Origin of the sequence: Streptomyces sp. NPDC059743 (assembly GCF_042732975.1) — a bacterium.
Classification (GTDB): domain Bacteria; phylum Actinomycetota; class Actinomycetes; order Streptomycetales; family Streptomycetaceae; genus Streptomyces.
In genome coordinates this window covers 24,753-42,458 of sequence record NZ_JBHWGS010000016.1, presented here as the reverse complement: position 1 = coordinate 42,458, position 17,706 = coordinate 24,753, and the positions used below count along the sequence as shown (strand labels likewise).

General features: G+C 68.8%; 17 protein-coding genes and 4 pseudogenes. 9 read left to right on the top strand and 12 right to left on the bottom strand.

Going from position 1 to position 17,706, the window contains the following annotated elements; translation table 11 throughout:
* Positions 1–85 precede the first annotated feature (85 nt).
* Positions 86–1,006: an NADP-dependent oxidoreductase gene (locus ACFV6H_RS26960; RefSeq protein ID WP_385546830.1), complete on the bottom strand. Its 921-nt coding sequence runs from the start codon at positions 1,004–1,006 to the stop codon at positions 86–88.
* On the bottom strand, positions 1,006–1,494 hold the full coding sequence (locus ACFV6H_RS26955) for a nuclear transport factor 2 family protein (protein WP_384975496.1): 489 nt from the start codon (positions 1,492–1,494) through the stop codon (positions 1,006–1,008). Before ACFV6H_RS26955 ends, ACFV6H_RS26960 begins: the two co-directional genes overlap by 1 nt.
* A gap of 167 nt (positions 1,495–1,661) precedes the next feature.
* On the opposite strand from ACFV6H_RS26955, the gene ACFV6H_RS26950 reads away from it, so the two are divergent.
* Positions 1,662–2,492, top strand: a complete 831-nt coding sequence (locus tag ACFV6H_RS26950) for a LysR family transcriptional regulator (protein WP_384975497.1) — start codon at positions 1,662–1,664, stop codon at positions 2,490–2,492.
* A gap of 372 nt (positions 2,493–2,864) precedes the next feature.
* On the opposite strand, the gene ACFV6H_RS26945 is transcribed toward ACFV6H_RS26950, so the two are convergent.
* Positions 2,865–3,134, bottom strand: coding sequence for a hypothetical protein (locus tag ACFV6H_RS26945; protein ID WP_385546826.1), 270 nt, complete (start codon positions 3,132–3,134; stop codon positions 2,865–2,867).
* Positions 3,135–3,157: 23 nt separating this feature from the next.
* Here ACFV6H_RS26945 and ACFV6H_RS26940 point away from each other — a divergent pair.
* From ACFV6H_RS26940 to ACFV6H_RS26930, 3 genes and pseudogenes are all read left to right on the top strand, one after another.
* Positions 3,158–3,439, top strand: a pseudogene (locus ACFV6H_RS26940) (sensor histidine kinase); the annotation flags it as partial.
* A pseudogene (locus ACFV6H_RS26935) lies at positions 3,427–3,765 on the top strand (response regulator); the annotation flags it as partial. The pseudogenes ACFV6H_RS26940 and ACFV6H_RS26935, both read left to right, overlap by 13 nt.
* Positions 3,766–3,977: 212 nt before the next feature.
* Positions 3,978–4,397, top strand: coding sequence for a carboxymuconolactone decarboxylase family protein (locus ACFV6H_RS26930; RefSeq protein ID WP_384088518.1), 420 nt, complete (start codon positions 3,978–3,980; stop codon positions 4,395–4,397).
* Between the two features lie 137 nt (positions 4,398–4,534).
* On the opposite strand, the gene ACFV6H_RS26925 is transcribed toward ACFV6H_RS26930, so the two are convergent.
* The 3 genes from ACFV6H_RS26925 to ACFV6H_RS26915 form a co-directional block, all read right to left on the bottom strand.
* Positions 4,535–6,211, bottom strand: coding sequence for a CocE/NonD family hydrolase (locus tag ACFV6H_RS26925; protein WP_385546823.1), 1,677 nt, complete (start codon positions 6,209–6,211; stop codon positions 4,535–4,537).
* Positions 6,212–6,286: 75 nt separating this feature from the next.
* Positions 6,287–6,721 carry an SDR family NAD(P)-dependent oxidoreductase gene (locus tag ACFV6H_RS26920; RefSeq protein WP_385546820.1) on the bottom strand — a complete coding sequence of 145 codons (435 nt, stop codon included), beginning with the start codon at positions 6,719–6,721 and terminating at the stop codon, positions 6,287–6,289.
* Positions 6,722–6,751: 30 nt separating this feature from the next.
* Complete coding sequence (locus ACFV6H_RS26915; RefSeq protein WP_385546817.1) at positions 6,752–7,831, bottom strand: aldo/keto reductase; 1,080 nt, start codon at positions 7,829–7,831, stop codon at positions 6,752–6,754.
* Between the two features lie 180 nt (positions 7,832–8,011).
* Between ACFV6H_RS26915 and ACFV6H_RS26910 the strand changes: the two genes are divergently transcribed.
* Entirely contained in the window at positions 8,012–8,902 is an 891-nt protein-coding gene (locus ACFV6H_RS26910) for an AraC family transcriptional regulator N-terminal domain-containing protein (RefSeq protein WP_385546814.1), read from the top strand.
* Positions 8,903–9,105: 203 nt separating this feature from the next.
* On the opposite strand, the gene ACFV6H_RS26905 is transcribed toward ACFV6H_RS26910, so the two are convergent.
* A complete protein-coding gene (locus ACFV6H_RS26905; protein WP_385546811.1) occupies positions 9,106–9,825 on the bottom strand; it encodes an SDR family oxidoreductase in 720 nt (239 codons plus the stop codon).
* 117 nt (positions 9,826–9,942) lie between these two features.
* Here ACFV6H_RS26905 and ACFV6H_RS26900 point away from each other — a divergent pair.
* Together ACFV6H_RS26900 and ACFV6H_RS26895 are read left to right on the top strand one after the other, a co-directional pair.
* Positions 9,943–10,146, top strand: a pseudogene (locus tag ACFV6H_RS26900) (LysR family transcriptional regulator); the annotation flags it as partial.
* 114 nt (positions 10,147–10,260) lie between these two features.
* Positions 10,261–10,827, top strand: coding sequence for a LysR family substrate-binding domain-containing protein (locus tag ACFV6H_RS26895; RefSeq protein ID WP_385546808.1), 567 nt, complete (start codon positions 10,261–10,263; stop codon positions 10,825–10,827).
* Positions 10,828–11,415: 588 nt separating this feature from the next.
* On the opposite strand, the gene ACFV6H_RS26890 is transcribed toward ACFV6H_RS26895, so the two are convergent.
* From ACFV6H_RS26890 to ACFV6H_RS26870, 5 genes are all read right to left on the bottom strand, one after another.
* Complete coding sequence (locus ACFV6H_RS26890) at positions 11,416–11,946, bottom strand: IS5 family transposase (protein ID WP_385546804.1); 531 nt, start codon at positions 11,944–11,946, stop codon at positions 11,416–11,418.
* A gap of 189 nt (positions 11,947–12,135) precedes the next feature.
* A complete protein-coding gene (locus ACFV6H_RS26885; protein ID WP_385546801.1) occupies positions 12,136–12,873 on the bottom strand; it encodes an ANTAR domain-containing protein in 738 nt (245 codons plus the stop codon).
* Positions 12,870–13,574: a GAF and ANTAR domain-containing protein gene (locus ACFV6H_RS26880; protein WP_385546798.1), complete on the bottom strand. Its 705-nt coding sequence runs from the start codon at positions 13,572–13,574 to the stop codon at positions 12,870–12,872. Before ACFV6H_RS26880 ends, ACFV6H_RS26885 begins: the two co-directional genes overlap by 4 nt.
* Positions 13,575–13,949: 375 nt before the next feature.
* On the bottom strand, positions 13,950–14,831 hold the full coding sequence (locus ACFV6H_RS26875) for an RNA polymerase sigma factor SigF (protein ID WP_384975579.1): 882 nt from the start codon (positions 14,829–14,831) through the stop codon (positions 13,950–13,952).
* Positions 14,832–15,426: 595 nt separating this feature from the next.
* Positions 15,427–15,555: a hypothetical protein gene (locus ACFV6H_RS26870; protein ID WP_385546795.1), complete on the bottom strand. Its 129-nt coding sequence runs from the start codon at positions 15,553–15,555 to the stop codon at positions 15,427–15,429.
* A gap of 580 nt (positions 15,556–16,135) precedes the next feature.
* On the opposite strand from ACFV6H_RS26870, the gene ACFV6H_RS26865 reads away from it, so the two are divergent.
* Both ACFV6H_RS26865 and ACFV6H_RS26860 read left to right on the top strand, forming a co-directional pair.
* Positions 16,136–16,405 (top strand): hypothetical protein, encoded by a 270-nt coding sequence (locus tag ACFV6H_RS26865; protein WP_385546792.1) that lies wholly within the window; start codon positions 16,136–16,138, stop codon positions 16,403–16,405.
* 267 nt (positions 16,406–16,672) lie between these two features.
* Positions 16,673–17,564: pseudogene (locus ACFV6H_RS26860) on the top strand (integrase core domain-containing protein).
* Positions 17,565–17,706 lie beyond the last annotated feature (142 nt).

Here is a 17,706-nt window from a genome sequence, read left to right as displayed (position 1 = left end):
CGCCCGCAGTGCGGTCACCGAAGAGAGGGGGTGCGCCGAGACGAGCGAGGGCGCAGTGGGACCAGGACGAGGCCGAGCTGACGGCTCAGCGGATCTCGACGACGACCTTCCCGCGGGTTCCGCCGGCGGCGAGCGCGCGCTGTGCGTCGGCTGCGCGCTCCAAGGGGTAGGTGGCGCCGACCCGCACGGTGAGCCGGCCGGTCTCGGCGAGCTCGGTCAGGGCGGTGAGATCGGTGCGATTCATGCGGCAGAACACCGAGGTGACGCCCGGAGTACCGATCTCGGCTATGGACGCCATCCGTGCACCGCGGCGACCGGCTGCCGCCGTCGCGGCGAGCACACCGCCGACGGCGCCGAAGACCACGTCCGCGCCACCCGGAGCAAGCTCCCGCACCCGCTCCACGGTCCCTTCGCCGTAGGCGACCGGCTCCGCGCCGAGCGTGCGCACGAAGTCGTGGTCGTGGGCCGAGGCGGTGCCGATGACCCTGGCTCCGCGGGACCGTGCGATCTGGACGGCGAGGGACCCCACCCCGCCGCCCGCGCCGTGCACGAGCAGGATCTCGCCGGACTGGACCTTCAGGGTGTGGACGATCGCCTGGTACGCGGTCAGGCCCGCCAGCGGGAGGCCCGCCGCCTCGGCGAAGCCCATGCTCAAGGGCTTGCCCACGAGGGTGCCGGGGTCGGCGGAGACGAGTTCGGCCAGGCCACCGTGGGCGCGCTGCACATCGCCGCGGACGTACCCGATGACCTCGTCCCCCGGGGCGAACTCCGGGGCCCCGGGACCGGAGCGCTCCACCACACCCGCGATGTCCCAGCCAGGTACAACCGGGAAGTACGTCTCGACGGCACTGTCGAGCGCCCCAGCCTGTATCGCCAAGTCAGCCGGGTTCAGCGCGGCCGCCCGCACCCGGACCAGGACCGAGTCGACATGGGTCTTGGGCTCGGGCAGCTCAGCGGGCTCCAGGACCTCAGGACCGCCGTAGCGGCGGTAGACCACGGCGCGCATCAGGCCCCCGGAACCGCGATCGGCATGTCCATGAGCACGGTGTGCTTGACGATCTTCCACTCGCCGTCGATCCGGCGCAGGTCCGTGTCGTAGTAGCCGGACTCGACGGGTCGGATGGTGGCCTGGGGCCCGAAGGTCCCGGCAGGCCGGCCGTCGGCCGGGCGCGTGAGGGCCTGCACCTTGTAGACGACGAACTGGGCGTTCAGGTGGGCGTCGTCACCGTCGACGTCGATGATGTGGTCGAACGTGGTGTGGTGACTGGAGCCGCCCTCCGGGTGCGGGGACATGATGTTCGTGACCGCGTACTCCACGCCCGCCCCGCCGATCAGGGGCTCGCCGAACGGCTCGTAGCTGTCGGGGCCGGTCTTGAGCTGGATCGACACGATCGCCTCGTCGGTGAACAGGGCGCCCTGCGTCTTGCCGTCGCGCCGGTCCGTCGCCCGGACGTAGCGGGCCAGAACTTCCTGCACCTTGCGCTCGTCGCTCATGAGAGCTGTTTCCTTTCGTTGTCTCATCGCCGCATCCGGGACACCCGGCCAATGCCCGGCGGAGCGCTCTCCGGCGGGGAGAGAACCCCGCTGCAGCTCTCTTAATCGAAGCAGCGAGCAGCTCGGGGAGCCATGACCGTTCCGACACCAAGCGATACTCTGGAGGTATGGATCAGTTGGAAACCCGAGAGCTCGTGTACTTCGTCGCGGTGGCCGAGGAACTGCACTTCAGCCGGGCGGCGGAACGGTTGGGGATGGCGCAGCCGCCGCTGTCCCGGGCGGTGTCCCGGCTGGAGCGACGCATCGGAGTGCGCCTCCTGGAGCGCACCAGCCGCCGCGTGGAGCTCACCCCCGCCGGAGCCGTCTTCCTCGACGAGTGCCGCCGACTGCTGCGAGGACTGGACGCCGCGGTGCAGCACACCCGGCGGGCGGCCGGCCCCGCACGGCTCGTCATCGCGGTCCGTCCCGGCACCGGCTCCGGACTGCTCGCGCAGGTCCTGCGATCCCATGACGGGGTCGAACCCGAGCTCGTCTTCACCGACGACCAGGCAGACGCGCTGCGCGACGGAACGGCCGACGTCGCCATCCTCTGCATGGACAGTGCCGACCTCACCGACCTGCAGACAACCGAGGTCGCAGAGGAATACCCCGTCGCCCTCCTGCCGCACGACCATCCCCTTGCCCGTCGCGCGGTGGTGAGCACCGCCGACCTCCGCCAGGAGCCCGCCTACCTGAAACGCTGCCCGCCCATCGGCCTGGACGAGATCGTCGACCGGGTCGCACTGGGCCGGCTCATCGCCGTCGTCGGCTCGGCCGCCGCCGACCGCCTGACACGGGAGGTCGTCGCCGTCCCCGTGGCGGACCTGCCCGCGACCACGCTGGCCCTCGGCTGGCTCCCGAAGACCGCACGGCCCGAGGTCATCGCCTTCGCCCGCACCGTCCAGCGCATCGCCGCCGACCGCAGCGGCGCACAGCTACTCAGCGAGAGGGCCTCGTAAGGTAGTTGCTCAGCCAGCTCCAGTTCCGCCGCCGGTACGTAGGGTGAGCGCTGCCGTTTCCAAGATGCACTCCCCTCCCGAAGCCGATGCGATGTTTGAGGTCCCCGAGGACATCGCCACTGCGATCCACGGGGCCACGCCTCAGGAGAAGGCCGCCGTCTACCGCAGCCTCGGCATACAAGGCACCTACCACCCCGGAAAACACCAGGTCCGGACAGAGGCGAACCTCTGTCCGGACCTGGTCACTGCTTCCGCATCATCCCGTGGGGTAATGGTTCGTGTCCGAGGACCGACACGAACCATACGTACACGCTGGTGCTGCGGGGCACGCTGCGGCTGACGTAGCCGGTGTTCGCCATGGCCCGACTGCACTCACGCGATCGGGCCCGTCCGCACACCCTGCCCCGTCACACGCCATAGGGTCTCACCGGCCTTGAGTGGTGAGGCCCTCGCGTCGGCAGTGTGCCCACGGCTGCACCGGCTCGCGGCCGTACCGTTACGGCTGGGGGGCGGCGTGCTCCTGTGTCGTAGCGCTTCCGGGCGTCGTTCACATCCTCGATGTTCTTTCTCCCCTGCCCAGTCGCGGACGCCGGAGAGCAGGTCGTACAGGCCGCGTCCCAACGGCGTGAGGTCGTAGTCCACCCGCGGCGGGATGGTGGAAGTGACCCGCCGCCGTCGAAGCCGCCGCCTACTTCACCGTCGCCGAGGCCCTCACCAACCTCGCCCGGCACAGCGATGCCGCCCACACCCAGGTCACCGTGCACCACACCGGAGCCGATCTGCGCATACTCGTACGCGACGACGGCCACGGCGGAGCCGACCCCGCCGCGGGCAGCGGACTTGCCGGAATCCGCCAGCGGGTCGCCGCCCTCGACGCCACCACACGGCTCGACTCCCGCCCCGGAGCCGGAACCACCATCGAGGTGAACCTGCCATGCGGCTCGTGATCGCCGAGGACAACGCGCTGCTCCGAGAGGGCCTGATCCTGCTGCTCAACGACGTCGGACACGAGGTGGTGGCCACCGCGTCCACGGGCCCGGACATCCTCCCGCTCCTCCTGGAACACCGTCCCGACGCCGCGGTCCTCGACGTCCGACTCCCACCCGGCTTCCGCGATGATGGCCTGCGCGCCGCGATCGAGGCCCGCAGACGACTGCCCGGTCTGCCCGTGCTGATGCTCTCCCAGTACGTCGAAGAGACCAACGCCGCCGAACTGCTGGCCGAGGGCGCAGCAGGCATCGGCTACCTGCTCAAGGACCGGGTGGCACGCATGTGGGCGGTATTGCCGTCCACGGCCGGCGACTGAGCGCCGACGGGATCGGCACCAGTCAGGTCGGCCGGACTACCGGGGCGGACCAGGGCGATGACCCGACCTTTTCTCCAGCAGGTTCCATGAACTCATGCGCGACCGTGCGACGGCGGGGTGGCAGTGCTCCGGGGCTTCCGGTGTACTGCCACCCCGTCGTACGGGTGCAGAATCGCGGTATGACCGAGCACACCCCTGACTACACCCGCGCCCTGGACAATGCCGAGCGGATCCTCGGCTTCAGCCTGGCGCCGTTCGTCGACCCCCGGCCGTCCGAGCCGGCCAACGCCTACGACTTCACCCGGATCGCGACCGAGCACGCCTTCAAGGACGCCTGGCCCCGCACCGATCACCTCGACCTGCGCTCCCGCGCGCTGGTCTCCGTCACCATCACGGCGAGCCTGGGAATCCTGGAGCCGCTCCGCGGCCAGCTTCGGATCGCGCTGCGCAACGGCGTGACCAAGGAGGAGATCGTCGAGGCCTTCATCCAGATGGCCGTCTACGCGGGCGTCGCCCGCGCGTTCGACAGCTACGCCGTGGCGCGCGAGGTCTTCGCCGAGTATGACGAGGCGGGCGGCGCGGCCCGCGACCAGAGCTGACGCGCCGTCGGCCACCCGCGCCCGGCCCGGGCCACCGGTGATCCGGCGGCCCTGCGCCCCGGCCCCCGCCCTGGGGACAGCACGCCGGCTTCAGCGGCTGCTGCAGCGGACGGTCCGGCTCCCGGGTCGAACTGCCCCTACAGCGTGAGGGCTGACAGATGCGCCGTGTCGTGGTGGATGAGGTGCGTGGTGGTCCGGGTCTTCGTACCGGTCCCGGGGGCCTCGCCGCTGCCGAGGTTGCGGGCGAATCGAGGGAACGCGCCACCGGAGACCTGTAGCCGGACGCGGTGCCCGGCCAGGAACCGGTGGGCCGCCGGGTCGATGGTGATCCGTACCGTCCTGACATGGCCCGGGGCCGTGTCCTGGGCGGTGCAGCGGACGATCCTGTCGGTGACGTTGACCGAGCGGCCGACGGGGTCGACATCGCAGATCCGGGCGAACAGGTCGGCGTCGGCATTGTCCGAGGTGATGTGCAGTTCCACGACCGGCGCGCCGTGGAATTCGAAGGGAGCGGTGAGCGGATCCGTCGTGAAGACAAGGACGTCGTCGCGCGCTTCGAGCTTCCGGTTGTCCTGCGCGCCGCCGCTGAGCGCCATCAGGCGGCCGCCGACCGAGGGTGTGGGGTTCTTGGGGTCGTAGCGGAAGCCCGTGGTGCTCGATGCCGCGGTGGGCGGGGAGTCCGCCAGCCTGCCGTCCTTCTGCAGGTACCAGGTCGTCCTCCGGCCGTCGTCGGGTGGCCAGGACTGGTGGTCCTGCCACTGCTTGGCGCCGCCCACGAATACGCGCACCGGTGCGTCACGGCGTACGGGCGCACGGCCCGCGGTGTGGGCGTCCAGCCACGCGATGGCCTGCGGCATGGCGATCTTGTTGTCGACGTTGAGATGGGTCCATGGGCCGATAGTCAGTGCGACGTCGACGTCGACGTTGCGCGAGCGCAACGACGCGTACTGCTGCAGCGTCTGGGTCAGGAAGAAGTCGTGCCAGCCGCCGATCAGCAACGTGGGCACGGTGCTTCGCTGGAGGGCATCAGCCATGCGGTACGGCTCCCAGTACGGATCGTTCGGGTCCGTGTGGTCGACCCATTCGTCGAACCACGGTGTGGCTTTGCCGCTGGTGTCGTCCATCGCGCCGCGCAGCGGCATCCGGTTCAGCACCGGGGCCAGTCGCCGTTCGGCCCGCACCATCCTGAGCAGGCCCCGCATCGGGCCGACCTGTTCCTGGTGCGACAGCAGATCGCACCAGCTCAGTATGTTGAACAGATCCAGCGGCCCCTGCGAGTAGCCGGCGAGGCCGAGGTCGTGTACGCCGATCATCACGACCATCGCGGTCAGTTCGGGGGGCGGGTCCATCGCGAGCGCCCACTGGGTGAAGCCGAGATAGCTGCCGCCGGCCGTCGCGAGCCTTCCGTCGAACCAGTCCTGGGTACGCAACCACGCGACGGTGTCCTGCGCGTCGTTGGGCTCGTCGGCGCCCGGCCTGTGCGTGCCGCCGGAGCCGAAGGTGCCGCGGGTGCTCTGGAGCAGGACGTGGTAGCCGCGCTCGGCGAAGGGCAGGCCCGTCATCAGGTCGTACGGGAATCCCCGGCCGTAGGGGCAACGAATCAGGATGGTGGGTGCCGGCTCATGGGTGACGGGGATGTAGTGGTCGGCGAGCAGCGTCACCCCGTCCCGCATCGGCACGTTGACGGCCCGTTCCACACGTACCTTGTTCCGTTTGGCCGGCAGCCCCAGCAGTCGGCCGATCGCGGTGCTGGTCGCGTTCTTCCTGGCTTCCAGGGGCTTTGACTCGCTGAACGCGGGTGTGCTTCTGCTCATGGGAGTTCCTTGAGTGGTGGCCGAGGAGGGGGCCGTCGGATGCGGGCGAGTGCGTGGGCCCCTGCGTGGGTCCCTTCACAAACCCCCGCTGGGCGCGGGTTGTCCGGCACGCCGATCTGCTGCGTGGTCGTTTCGGAGCACAGCCGGACCGCGGCGTCCGCGATCTTGTGCGCCTGGGCGATCCTGCCCACCGGATGGGCCGCCAGGAGCGACTTCAACCGCGAAGTCGAGACGGCCGGTGTCGCCGACCGCGGTCTCGACGGCGTACCGGACCGCCGGCTCGTCGCTCACGTCGGCGACGGCGTACCGGGCGTTGCCGACGTCGGCCTCGATGAGCCCCACGGTCTCTTTCAAGGTGTCCGCGGTGCACCCCGCGTTCAAGGTGTCCTCGGTGCGCCCCGCGACCGTCACCAGCGCGCCCTCGGCGGCCGGCGCCAGGGCGGTGGCGCGTCCGGTGCCCGAGCCGCCCCCGGTGACCAGCGCGATCCTGCCTGCGAACTGCCGCGTCATGGCTTGTCTCCCCTGACCGATGAGCGGCGGTCAGTAGCGGGTGTCGTTCTCGACCAGCGACGGGTAGGCGGCCGAGGGACTGCCGTCCACAGTGGCGCCCGCGAACTGCAGCATCCGTGCCAACTGCCGGTTGTTCTCGGCGGGGAAGTTCAGCTTCGGCGCCGAGAGCTCGTTCAGCGCGGCGCGCTGTGCCTCGGTGAGGTCCACGTCCAGGGCGCCGAGGTTGTTCTCGAACTGGTCGATCCGGCGCGCGCCGATCAGGGTGGAGGTGATGCCGGGTTGTCCCTGCGTCCAGGCCAGGGCGGTCTGGGCGGGTGTGGCACCCACCTCTTCCGCGAGAGCGTTGACGGCGTCGATCACGACAAGCTCGGCCTCGGTCGGCGCGGCGGCCCATGTGCGGGCGGTGTCGGTGGTGGTCGGGTTCGCGCTGGAGTACTTGCCCGACAGCATGCCTCCGTGCAGCGGAGACCACGGCAGCACGCCCATGCCCAGGGACTGGGCCATCGGGATCAGCTCGCCCTCCGAGGTCCGCTCAAGGAGGGAGTACTGCAACTGCAGCGCGATGATCGGGGCCCACCCTCGCAGCCGCGCGATGGTGGCTGCCTCGGCGGTCGCCCAGGCCGGCACGTCGGAGAAGCCCACGTAGCGGATCTTGCCGGCGCTGACCAGGTCGTCCAGCGTGCGAAGCGTTTCCTCGACCGGTGTGACCGGGTCGAAGTTGTGCAGCCAGTAGATGTCGATGTAGTCGGTCTGCAGGCGGCGCAGCGAGTTCTCCACCTGTTGCACGATCGCCTTGCGGCTGGGTCCCCCGCCGTTCGGGTCGTTCGGGTAGAGGTTGCAGAAGAACTTCGTGCCGAGTACGAGTCGGTCCCGCAGCGACGACCGGCCGGCGAGGTAGTCGCCGATTATCTTCTCCGAGTGGCCGTTGGTGTAGATGTTGGCGGTGTCGATCGAGTTGCCGCCGCGGTCGAGGTAGGTCGCGAGGATCTTCTCCGATTCCTCCGGACTGGCCCCCCACCCGTAGTCATTGCCGAACGTCATCGTGCCCAGGGTGAGGGGGCTGATCCGCAGACCCGAGCGGCCGAGGGTGACGTAGGAATCGAGTGACATCGTGGTCCTCCGTGCTGGGGGAATGCTTCACACCCTGTGGAAGCGGTTTCGAGTACCTCTCCATGCAAACCGCGAAAGGTCCGAACACCTAGCCCATTGCGCCCGATGACTTGCACGATCCGCTCAATCTTGCGGCGATGGTGGTGGGCCTGCGCCCACCGGTCGTGGTTCACTCGAAGGGTGAGTCATCTGGAGGAACTCGGTCGGCGTATCACTCGGCTCGCCGCGGGACATCCCGGCCCGAGATGGGTCGAGGACGTGCAGGTCGTGGCCAGTGAGCACAGGACCGAGACGATCAGCGCAATCACCGAGCCGATGCTCGGCCTGGTCGTACAGGGGGCGAAGCGCACGGCTCTTGGCGAGCATGTGTTCGAGCATCATCCCGGCCAGGTCGTGGTGGTGACCGTCGCCCTCCCGCTGAGCGGACGGATCTTCCGGGCCAGCCGCGAAGAGCCGTTCATCGGGCTCGGACTGCGGCTCGCGCCCTCGACGATCGCGCAGCTACTCGTGGACGGCGGACCCACCTCCATCAGGCCGCACGACGGGCCTGGCATGGCGATCAGCCACGCGGACGACCAACTCCTGGACGCTCTGGTCCGGTTGACGCGGCTGCTGGAGGACCCGCGTGATCTGCGGGTGCTGGGGGACGGGGTGCGGCGGGAGATCCACTGGCGGCTGCTGAACGGGCCTCAGGGGGCCCTGATCCGGCAGGCGGGGGCGGCGGACAGCCGGCTCGCCCTCGTCGCCGGCGCCACTGGGTGGATCAGGGCCCGGTACGACCAGGTGATCCGCATCGACGACCTCGCCTCGGCCATCGGCACGAGCGTGTCCACCCTGAACCGGCACTTCCGCGCGGTGACCGCAATGAGCCCGCTGCAGTACCAGAAGCAGATCCGGCTGCAGAAGGCCCGAATCGAGCTCATTTCCGCGCCGAGCGACGTGGCTGCGATCGGATACGCCGTCGGCTACGACAACCCTTCGCAGTTCAGCCGTGAGTACCGGCGGATGTTCGGCGCCCCACCAGGGCAGGACGCGGTACGGCTGCAGTCCATGGCCATCGTCCAGGAGTAGCCTGTTTGCCGGGCCCAGGCGTCAACTCGGCGGTTCGCACACGAGCGGGCAAGCCCCGCAGTGGGGCAGGGCGCGCGTTGGCGGCCCGGCACCGATACCGAGCGGTTGTCGAGCGGGGTCTGCGACGTTCGGTGGGGCAGACGGTCGTGGAGAGAGCCCGGCTCGGCGAACGCCCGGTGTCGGAATGGGCCTGAGGCGAGACCTCAGACCAGTACCGCGCCGCCGTCCACACCGATGATCGCGCCGGTGGCATAGGTCTGCTCCATGCAGTAGAGGTAGGCGAGCGCAACCTCCTCGACCCGGCCGGTGTGCCCGACCGGCACGGTCTTCGCGGTGGCCTGGTACAGCGCGTCGCGGTCCCTCTCTCCCAGGGCCGACCACAATGGGCTCTCGACCACGCCCGGACGCACCAGATTGACACGGACTGGGGCGAGTTCGAGAGCGAACTCGCGGGTCAGGGCCTCCATCGCGCCGCAGATGCTGGCGGCCACCGCCCAACCCGGAGCCGGACGCGGGCCCGCCGAGCCACCGGTGAGCGTCACCGACCCGTCCCGGCTCAGCCGCGTCATCGCCGCCCGCACCGCGGCCAGCACCCCGAAGTACCGGATCTCGAAGAACCGGCGGGCGGTATCCACGTCAAGATCCGCGATCGGCGCGAGGGTCAGCGCCTCTCCCGAGGTGTACACCAGGTGATCGAATTCGCCGATTCGCCCGAAGACGGCGTCGAGCGCGTCGGCGTCACGTACGTCGACCGCGTGGCCGGTCGCGCCGGGTGGCAATTCCCTCAGGGCGCGCTCCACGCTCGCCTGCCGCGCGGAGACGACCACGACCTGTGCGTCGCGCTCGGCTGCCGCCTGCACGACGGCCTGCCCGATGCCCGACGTCCCGCCGATCACCACGACCCGCTGTCCGCTGAAGCTCATGGCGGTGGCTCCTTTCTCCAGCTCTTCCGTAGCTCTTCCGTGTGCCGACCTCAACGATCCGTTCCGAACCCGGTCAGTGTCCAAGACCCTCTGTGACCGCTGTGATACCTTCGAGGCATCACAGGTGCCCAGGAGGCGTACACGGACCTGGACCTTCGCAAGATCCGGTACTTTACGGCCGTCGCGCGGGAGCTGAACTTCGGACGCGCGGCCCGGGATCTGCACATCGCCCAGCCCGTACTTTCGCGCCGGATCCGGGCGCTTGAGGCCGAACTCGGCGTCCAGCTATTCACGCGCGACAGGCGCCGTACCGAACTGACTGCGGCCGGCGAGGCCCTGTACACGGACGCGGCACCGCTGCTGGCCGGCGCCGAGGCGTTGCGCCGCCGCGTTGGACGGGCCGCCCGCGGAGCCGACAGCTTCACTGTCGCCTTCATGCCCGGACTGATCGTCACCGGCGCCGTCCGCGCGCTGACGGCCGCTCACCCGCAGATGGCGGTCGATGTGCTGCGGACAAGCTGGGCCGACCAGGTGGAAGTCCTGCGTGACGGGCGGGCAGACGTGAGCTGCGTACGCCTGCCGATCGACCAGCGCGGACTGAAGGTCACGGCGTTGTTCGACGAACCCCGCGTCGCTGTGCTGCCCACCGGGCATCGCCTGGCATGCAAGAGCGAGCTCCACCTGAGCGACCTCGCCGGTGAAACACTTCTCCAGCCCTACGGCGCAGTCCCCGAATGGCAAGCGATGACGGGCGATACCGCACCGAGTGAGCCTCCAGCCGCGCTGGCCGTCGAGGAGAAGCTGGAGCACGTCGCCGCCGAGCGCGGCGTCGTTGTCCTGCCGCAGTCGACCGCCGGCTTCTACCACCGCCCCGACATCACCGCGATCGCGATCGCCGACATCGGCCCGAGCCGCGTCGCGCTGGCCTGGGACGCTACGCGTCGCAGCCGTCTGATCAGCGAGTTCGCCGACCTCGCGGCGACCCACCTCCGGGCTCCGTGAGACGTCCGCGGCAGGTCCGTCGACGCATCGGCCCGACGGACGAACGCAGGTGTTCACGTACGGCGCGAACGCCTCGACCTCGCTGTGTCGCCCTCAACCGTCGCCCGAGCCCGTCTGTACTTGACCACGAAACAGAAATGGTGACGGCCGAAACTCGACCGTCACCATCCATGTGCGTTGCGAAAGTGTCCGAGGGGGGACACGAACCATTACCCCACCGGCGTTTACGCTGGTCAGCGACCTGGAGCTGGATCCGCCCGAGATATCGGTCAAAGATTCCTGAGGTCGAACATCGCCCCGCTGTGTCGGCCACCCGCAGGAGCCGGCTCTGCGCGGGATCCCCGTGAGGTGCTCGGCCCTCCGTGCCCGCCGGGACTGGCTCCTGATCAACCACGGCCGCCACGTCTGGGTCCGCTGCCCCTGCGGCAACCAGTGGCTGGAGCCCGAAACCAGCCGGGCCGACTTCGACGCCATGATCGACAACCCGCAGCGGACCACCCACCCCAGCGTCGAACAGGGGCCTGATCGCGCTCGGGTTTGACGCTGCTTTTGTCCGGTGCCTATTTGGACTAGGACTTGTCCGGGCGATCACGTGCGGAGCCAGTTGATGAGGGCTGCCGCTGTGGCGGTACCGAGGTAGACGTAGCCACGTTTGTCATACCTGGTGGCCACGGCCCGGGACTGTTTTAGCCTGTTGACCACTCGTTCGACGGCGTTGGGTTTCTTGTACAGGTCTTCGTCGAAGCCCGGTGGCCGTCCTCCGCGTGAGCCTTTGCGCTGCCGGGCGGCCTGGCTGTCGGTCTTCTCCGGGATGGAGTGCCGGATGCCCCGGCGCCGCAGGTACTGGCGGCGCGGGCCGCTACCGTATGCCTTGCCGGCGGCCAGGCTGACGGGCTTCTTGCGAGGTCGGCCCCGTGCGGGGCGAGGGACGCGGATCTTCTCCAGAACCGGCTCGAACCGGGTGCAGTCCGCCCGCTGTCCTGCCATGACGATGAGGGACAGGGGACGGCAGCGGCCGTCCGCGCTCAGGTGGAGCTTGGCGGTGAACCCGCCCCGCGAGCGGCCCAGGCGCTCACCTGGTGCACCACCTCCACCAGGCCGCCGTGCAGGCTCTGCCACGGTGTTTCGCCTTGATGTTCTGGTGGCTCGGCTCCCTTTGACGTTTACAGACCGTCTTCCACGGCCCGAACGTTCCGGCAGATCACGCCACCGCACCCCGGTCCGAGCAGGAGGGTGACGAATAGAACGAACGGTCACGAGCGGTGACAGGGGCCTGCGGGGATTTCACAGGTGATCCTGCGCGTGGTCCTACGGGTGCGGGATGTGGTCCGTGTCGAGGGTCTGGTCGATGATCTGGCGGGCGCAGTCGGATACACGGAGTTGGTGGGCGCGGGCGTAGGCGCGCAGGGCGGTGAACGCGGTGTCGGGGCTGGTGTTCCAGCGTTCGGCGAGGATGCCTTTTGCCTGTTCGATGGTGATGCGCGTAGTCAGGGCCCGTTGCAGTTGGGCCTTTTCCGTCTGTTCCTGGTCGAGGTCGCGCTGCTGGAGAAGGGCGATGGTGGCGATGTCCGCGAGGGCTTGAGCGAGTGAGGCGTCCTGGGGGCTCAGAGGCTGTTGGCTGGCGTGGAAGAGGTTCATCGCCCCGATGGCACGGTTGCGCAGGCGGAGCGGGAAAACATGAGCGGTGTGGAAGCCGCTTCGGCGGGCCCGGGTGGCGAACGCGGGCCAGGCGCTGGTGGCGGTGGGGCTGTTCAGGTCGATGTTGGTGCGTGGAGTGCCGGTGCGGTAGCACTCCACGCAGGGGCCCTGATCGTGCTGGAGGGCGAAGAGTTCCAGCAGATGGGTGTTCTCGTCGGAGGCCGCGATGGTCTGGAGGGTGTCGTTCTCGTTGGCCAGCAGGATGCCGGCGGCGGTGACATCGAGAAGGCTGACGCAGTGCGCGCACAACTGGTCGAGAAATTCGAGGAGATCGAAGTTGTCGATCAGGGAGTCCGCGACTTGCACGAAGACCGCTGACACTTGCTGTTCGCGGGACATGGGAGTCATCCCCTCGTTTCTTCGGATGAGTCGGGTTCGGGGCTGTCGTGGTCCAGACGGACCTGCCTGGACACGATGGACTCCGCCGCCTCGATGATGGACCTGTCGTGGGCGTAGGCGTAGGCGCGCAGTCGCAGCAGTGCCCGGCCGAGTGGAAGTCCGAGTTGGACGCTGAGCATGCCGGTCGCCTGGTGGACGACGGCGCGGTGCAGCTCGCCGTCGGGCCGCGGATCGATCCAGGATTCGAGCTGTACGCCGTCGCCGCCGAGGAATCGCAGGGTGAGAGCCGTGGCGAGGGCCAGGGTGTCGTCCATCTCCTGTCCCGTCATGGGGTCGGGGGTGGAACGCAAAGCGGTGAGGACTCCGACCGTGATGCCGCCGAGGGACAGTGGAAAGCAGAACACGGCCCGGATCGGCAGGTGGGTCATGGCCGGGAGCAGGGCGGGCCAGCGGTCGGCCCGTACCGCGGACAGGTCATGCTCCAGGATCAGCACGCGGGTACGGAGGGCGTCCGGGCCAGGGCCCTCGCCGAGTGTGAACTGGAGGTCCTCGAAGACGGAGCCCGTCCTGCCGGAGGACCAGAGCTGCTCGGTGACCTGGCCTTCGACGACGAGGGAGACCACAAGATGATCCATGCCGAGGACGGAGGCGCAGTCTTCGGCGAACCGCGGTCCGGCCCGCGCGTGAAGGAGTCGCAGGATCTCGGTCATCCCGGGACTGATCACTGGCGGTCACCTCCCGTCCTGGCGGCCCAGGGTGTGAGGCCGCGGTGGGGGCGTCCGCTTGGTCGGTTCCGGAGAACCAGTGCCCGTGCCGGGGCCAAGGTCCGGGCGAAGTCGGGGGCTGAGATGTCTGAGCCTCAGCATAGACGCCGCTCGCAAGGCGCGGTGGTCGGCCGGGCTCAAGGGGGCTCGCACCGAGAAGTCGCAGCCGGAACTTGCACAGACCGGAACTTGTACAGAAAGGGTGGCAGCGCCGTGACCTGGCCCCCTGGCGCGGTCACGGCGCTGCCACATTCCTTGGTGTCGCCGCGGCCCCCAAGCCACGGCGGTGCACCCTCCCAATGGTCGGTTGACAGCCGCCGGTTACCGGTCTGCGAGCATGCCGGTTCGGAGCCGGGCCAGCGTGCGCGAGAGGAGGCGTGAGACGTGCATCTGGGAGACGCCCAGTTCGACACCGATCTGGGACTGGGTCATTTCCCGGCCGAAGCGCATTTCGATGATGCGGCGCTCACGGTTGTCGAGTCGGCCGAGGAGGGGCGCGAGGGCGTGGAAGTCCTCGACGAGGTCCATGGCCGCGTCGATGTGACCGAAGGTGTCGGCATAGGTACGGCCGCCCCTGTTGACGTACCCGTCGTCACTGCTCTCGGCGGGGACGTCGAGAGAACTGGCGGTGTATCCGTTGGCGGCGACGATGCCCTCGATGACCTGTTCCTCGCTCAGCGACAGGTTCGCGGCGAGTTCCGCCACCGTGGGCTCGCGGCCGAGGCCGATGGCCAGCCGCTCCTTGGCCCTGGCGAGTTCGACCCGCCGTTCCTGAAGCCGGCGGGGTACGTGGACGGCCCAGGTGGTGTCGCGGAAGTACCGCTTGATCTCTCCGGTGATGTACGGGACCGCGAAGCTGGTGAACTCGACCTCGCGGGACAGATCGAACCGGTCGATCGCCTTGATCAGGCCGATCGTGCCGACCTGCACGATGTCCTCCATGTCGCCGCCGCCCCGGTTACGGAACCGGCTCGCGGCGAACCGTACGAGGGACCGGTTCATCTCGATGAGCGTGTTGCGCGCGTACTGGTGAGCGGGCGTGCCTTCTTCCAGTGCCCGGAGCCGGTCGAAGAACAGCTTCGACAGAACCCGGGCGTCCTTCGACGCGATCTTCCCCGCGTTCTCGATCCACGGGAGTCGACCGGTGAAAGCATGAGCAGGGGAGCGGACCTGCGCTGACGGCCTGACAGCGCTCGGCTGTATGGAGGCTCCTGTGGACTGTGCGGCAATCGCCACGTCGTTACCTTCGTGTTGAGTACTGCTGTGGCACGCCTGTGACTTCGTGTTCGGGGGTGCGTTCGGCGGAGAGACGAACGGCGTACTCCGCTGACCGCGCGTACGGGGTGGCGGTGCGTCCGACGATCAGGACTCAGTGCAGTTGCCGGGCCGCCGACGGGGCGGAAAGGCCGGACAGTGCCACAGGGCATCGGGCTCGCCAGGAAGCGGCGCCCATGAGCGAAGGGTCCGCGCGTGCCGGTCGCACATCTCCGGTATCACCGACGAGCCGTCGACCGGCTCCTGGCCGACCTGTCGTACGCGGGAATCCGTGCCGGTCCCGACACGGCTCAAGGTGTCCTGTTCCAGGGTGCCCACTGCGATGATCTCCACCCATTGCGGCCGTACGGTCAGGTCGCCGGGGGCTGGGGCTTAGTTGGCACCATAGACCTCTGCGCGCGGGATCGGTAGGCCGTCTCCGGTGGATCATGAGCGGAGCCGGATGAAGACCGCTGCGGTGGTGACGCCAAGAAAGATGCGGCCGCGCTCGATCTTCGGGCCGCACCGTGACCCGTGAGACGCCCTAGCTGTGGCTGCGGCCGTAGCGGCGTGCGCCGGTACGCCTGCTGCCATGGCCGAGCCCGGCCATGGCGAAGCCGACGCTCCCGAACGCGAACAGGATTAGCAGAAGAACAAGGGTCCAGAAGAGCATTGCCGGGCCTCCGAGGTGCGGGGAATTCCCCGGGCTTCGCCGGGTCCGGGCGAAACGGGAAGGGTGACTGTCATAGGCCGGCCGTCGGCCCGTGAGCAGGTCGAGGTGGGATGCGCAGGAGCGTTGGGATGAAAGGAGCCTCAAGGGGGATTTCGACAGGAACTTCGGACGGCTCGTCCGACGGCAGGATGTGGTCCTCCCACCAGGACAAGCCCAGGACGCCGACCAGCAGAACAAAAGGGGACGTGGCCGAAACGATCAGCGCGTACATGTGGACCGCCTGTTGCGATGGCATGGAACACCGGCGGGCGGGGATTCCTGCCCGCATGGGGCGCATCGGCAGCGATGCGCAGGGTGCGATCCCGGAGGAGCGCGACAACCACTGCACTGCCAGGGACCGGGGCGGCCTTTGGAACGCTAGCCCTCTGGAATGTTCCTGAACAGGCGTCAAGTAGCCATCCAGGCCCCGGTTTCGGGCGCCGGTATCGGATGCTGTCCGCAACCTTGAGACAGGACTACACTGTTCAGTGCGGCCCCGGCCCCCGGCGGCGATGCCCAGTTCCGCTCCGGGAGGCCCGCAATGATTATCCTGCTTCTTGTTCTCGTCCTCGTCCTGTTCGGCTTTGGGTTCGTCAACCCCATCTGGTGGATGGCTGCGGCCATAGTGGTCTACGGGGTCTTCCACTACGGCCGGGGCGGTGGGGGCGCCGGAGGGCGCGGAGGCTACTCCGACTACCGGGAATACCGCGACCGGCGGGACCGCCAGGACCGCTGGGACCGGCGCTACAGCAGGCAGCGCCGGGGGCGCTGGGGTCGTCAGGATCGTCGGGACGACGAACACCAGGTGTGAACGCGACCGCCTTCTCAGGCATCGGAACATGGTCGACACAATGAGGCCGGGAAGGGCACCTCCCGGAGGGGAGACCGGACATGTCCGACGGTGCCCTTGCCGAAAACCTCATCCGCCCAGGTGGGAGCCAGTATGCGGGATGCGCGGGGTCTCGAGCGCGGACACCCGAATCGGTACTCTCGCACGGCTGGCGATCACCCGGCATGATGGCTGGTCGTGCTGCTGCGAACCGTGACGAACGCGTTCGCCGTGCTGCGCCTGCGGCCCATGAGTGACCGGGACAAGGACACGGAGATCCTCGCCCTGCGCCATCAGATCACGGTGCTGGAGCGCCAACTCGGTGGCGAGAAGGTTCGGTTCTCCCCGAGCGATCGGGCCTTCCTGGCGGCGTTGCTGCACCGCCTGCCCTCGCAGGTGCTGCGCAGGATACGGCTGGTGGTGCGCCCCGACACGGTACTGCGCCGGCACCGCCATCGGGTCGCATGCCGCCACGCTGCCCGCTCCCGGCCCAGGCGCCCGGGAAGACCGCGGACCGTACGCTCCATCCGGCTGCTGGTGCTGCGACTCGCCCGCGAGAACTCCGACTGGGGATATCGCCGCATCCACGGCGAACTCCTCGTTCTGGGCGTCACGGTGGCCGCCTCCACCGTCTGAGAGATCCTCCAGGAGGCCGGGATCGACCCGGCACCCGAACGCGCTACAAGCACGTGGGCGGACTTCCTGCGCTCCCAGGCCGACGCCCTGCTAGCATGCGACTTCCTGGGAACGGTCACCCTGTCCGGGGCACGGATGTATGTGTTCGCGGTGATCGAGCACGCCTGCCTTGTTCGACACCGTCCTCAACGATGCGGGGATCGAGACAGTGCTCAGCGGAGTAAGGATGCCGCGCATGAACTCGATCATGGAGCGATGGGTGCAGACCTGCCGGCGCGAGCTGCTGGACCGCACCTTGATCTGGAACCAGCGTCATCTGCTCCACGCGCTAAGCGAGTTCGAAGACTTCTACAACTCCCACCGGCCCCATCAGGGCATCGCCAACACCCGCCCGCTGCACCCCTTGCCGACGCCGATCACCGATCCCGAGCAGATCACCCACCTCGACATACGACGAAGCCAACGACTCGGCGGCATCCTCCACGAGTGCCAACATGCCGCCTGAACTGGGCGGATGAGGTTTTCGGCAGGCGCAACGCCTGCGAGCCATATCCCGGAAGGCGGCCTCATCGAAACGAGACATCAAGGCACTCATCACCGGCCTCGGCGACATCGCCACTGCGATCAACGGCGCCACACCGCAGGAC

Bases quoted from the DNA above. Each gene is read 5' to 3' on its own strand.
- ACFV6H_RS26920 (WP_385546820.1), bottom strand. From the start codon at position 6,721: ATGACGCGGCAGTTCGCAGGCAGGATCGCGCTGGTCACCGGGGGCGGC.
- ACFV6H_RS26895 (WP_385546808.1), top strand. From the start codon at position 10,261: ATGCCCGGACTGATCGTCACCGGCGCCGTCCGCGCGCTGACGGCCGCT.
- ACFV6H_RS26955 (WP_384975496.1), bottom strand. From the start codon at position 1,494: ATGAGCGACGAGCGCAAGGTGCAGGAAGTTCTGGCCCGCTACGTCCGG.
- ACFV6H_RS26930 (WP_384088518.1), top strand. From the start codon at position 3,978: ATGACCGAGCACACCCCTGACTACACCCGCGCCCTGGACAATGCCGAG.
- ACFV6H_RS26885 (WP_385546801.1), bottom strand. From the start codon at position 12,873: ATGACTCCCATGTCCCGCGAACAGCAAGTGTCAGCGGTCTTCGTGCAA.
- ACFV6H_RS26950 (WP_384975497.1), top strand. From the start codon at position 1,662: ATGGATCAGTTGGAAACCCGAGAGCTCGTGTACTTCGTCGCGGTGGCC.
- ACFV6H_RS26880 (WP_385546798.1), bottom strand. From the start codon at position 13,574: ATGACCGAGATCCTGCGACTCCTTCACGCGCGGGCCGGACCGCGGTTC.
- ACFV6H_RS26915 (WP_385546817.1), bottom strand. From the start codon at position 7,831: ATGTCACTCGATTCCTACGTCACCCTCGGCCGCTCGGGTCTGCGGATC.
- ACFV6H_RS26870 (WP_385546795.1), bottom strand. From the start codon at position 15,555: ATGCTCTTCTGGACCCTTGTTCTTCTGCTAATCCTGTTCGCGTTCGGG.
- ACFV6H_RS26865 (WP_385546792.1), top strand. From the start codon at position 16,136: ATGATTATCCTGCTTCTTGTTCTCGTCCTCGTCCTGTTCGGCTTTGGG.
- ACFV6H_RS26960 (WP_385546830.1), bottom strand. From the start codon at position 1,006: ATGCGCGCCGTGGTCTACCGCCGCTACGGCGGTCCTGAGGTCCTGGAG.
- ACFV6H_RS26905 (WP_385546811.1), bottom strand. From the start codon at position 9,825: ATGAGCTTCAGCGGACAGCGGGTCGTGGTGATCGGCGGGACGTCGGGC.
- ACFV6H_RS26925 (WP_385546823.1), bottom strand. From the start codon at position 6,211: ATGAGCAGAAGCACACCCGCGTTCAGCGAGTCAAAGCCCCTGGAAGCC.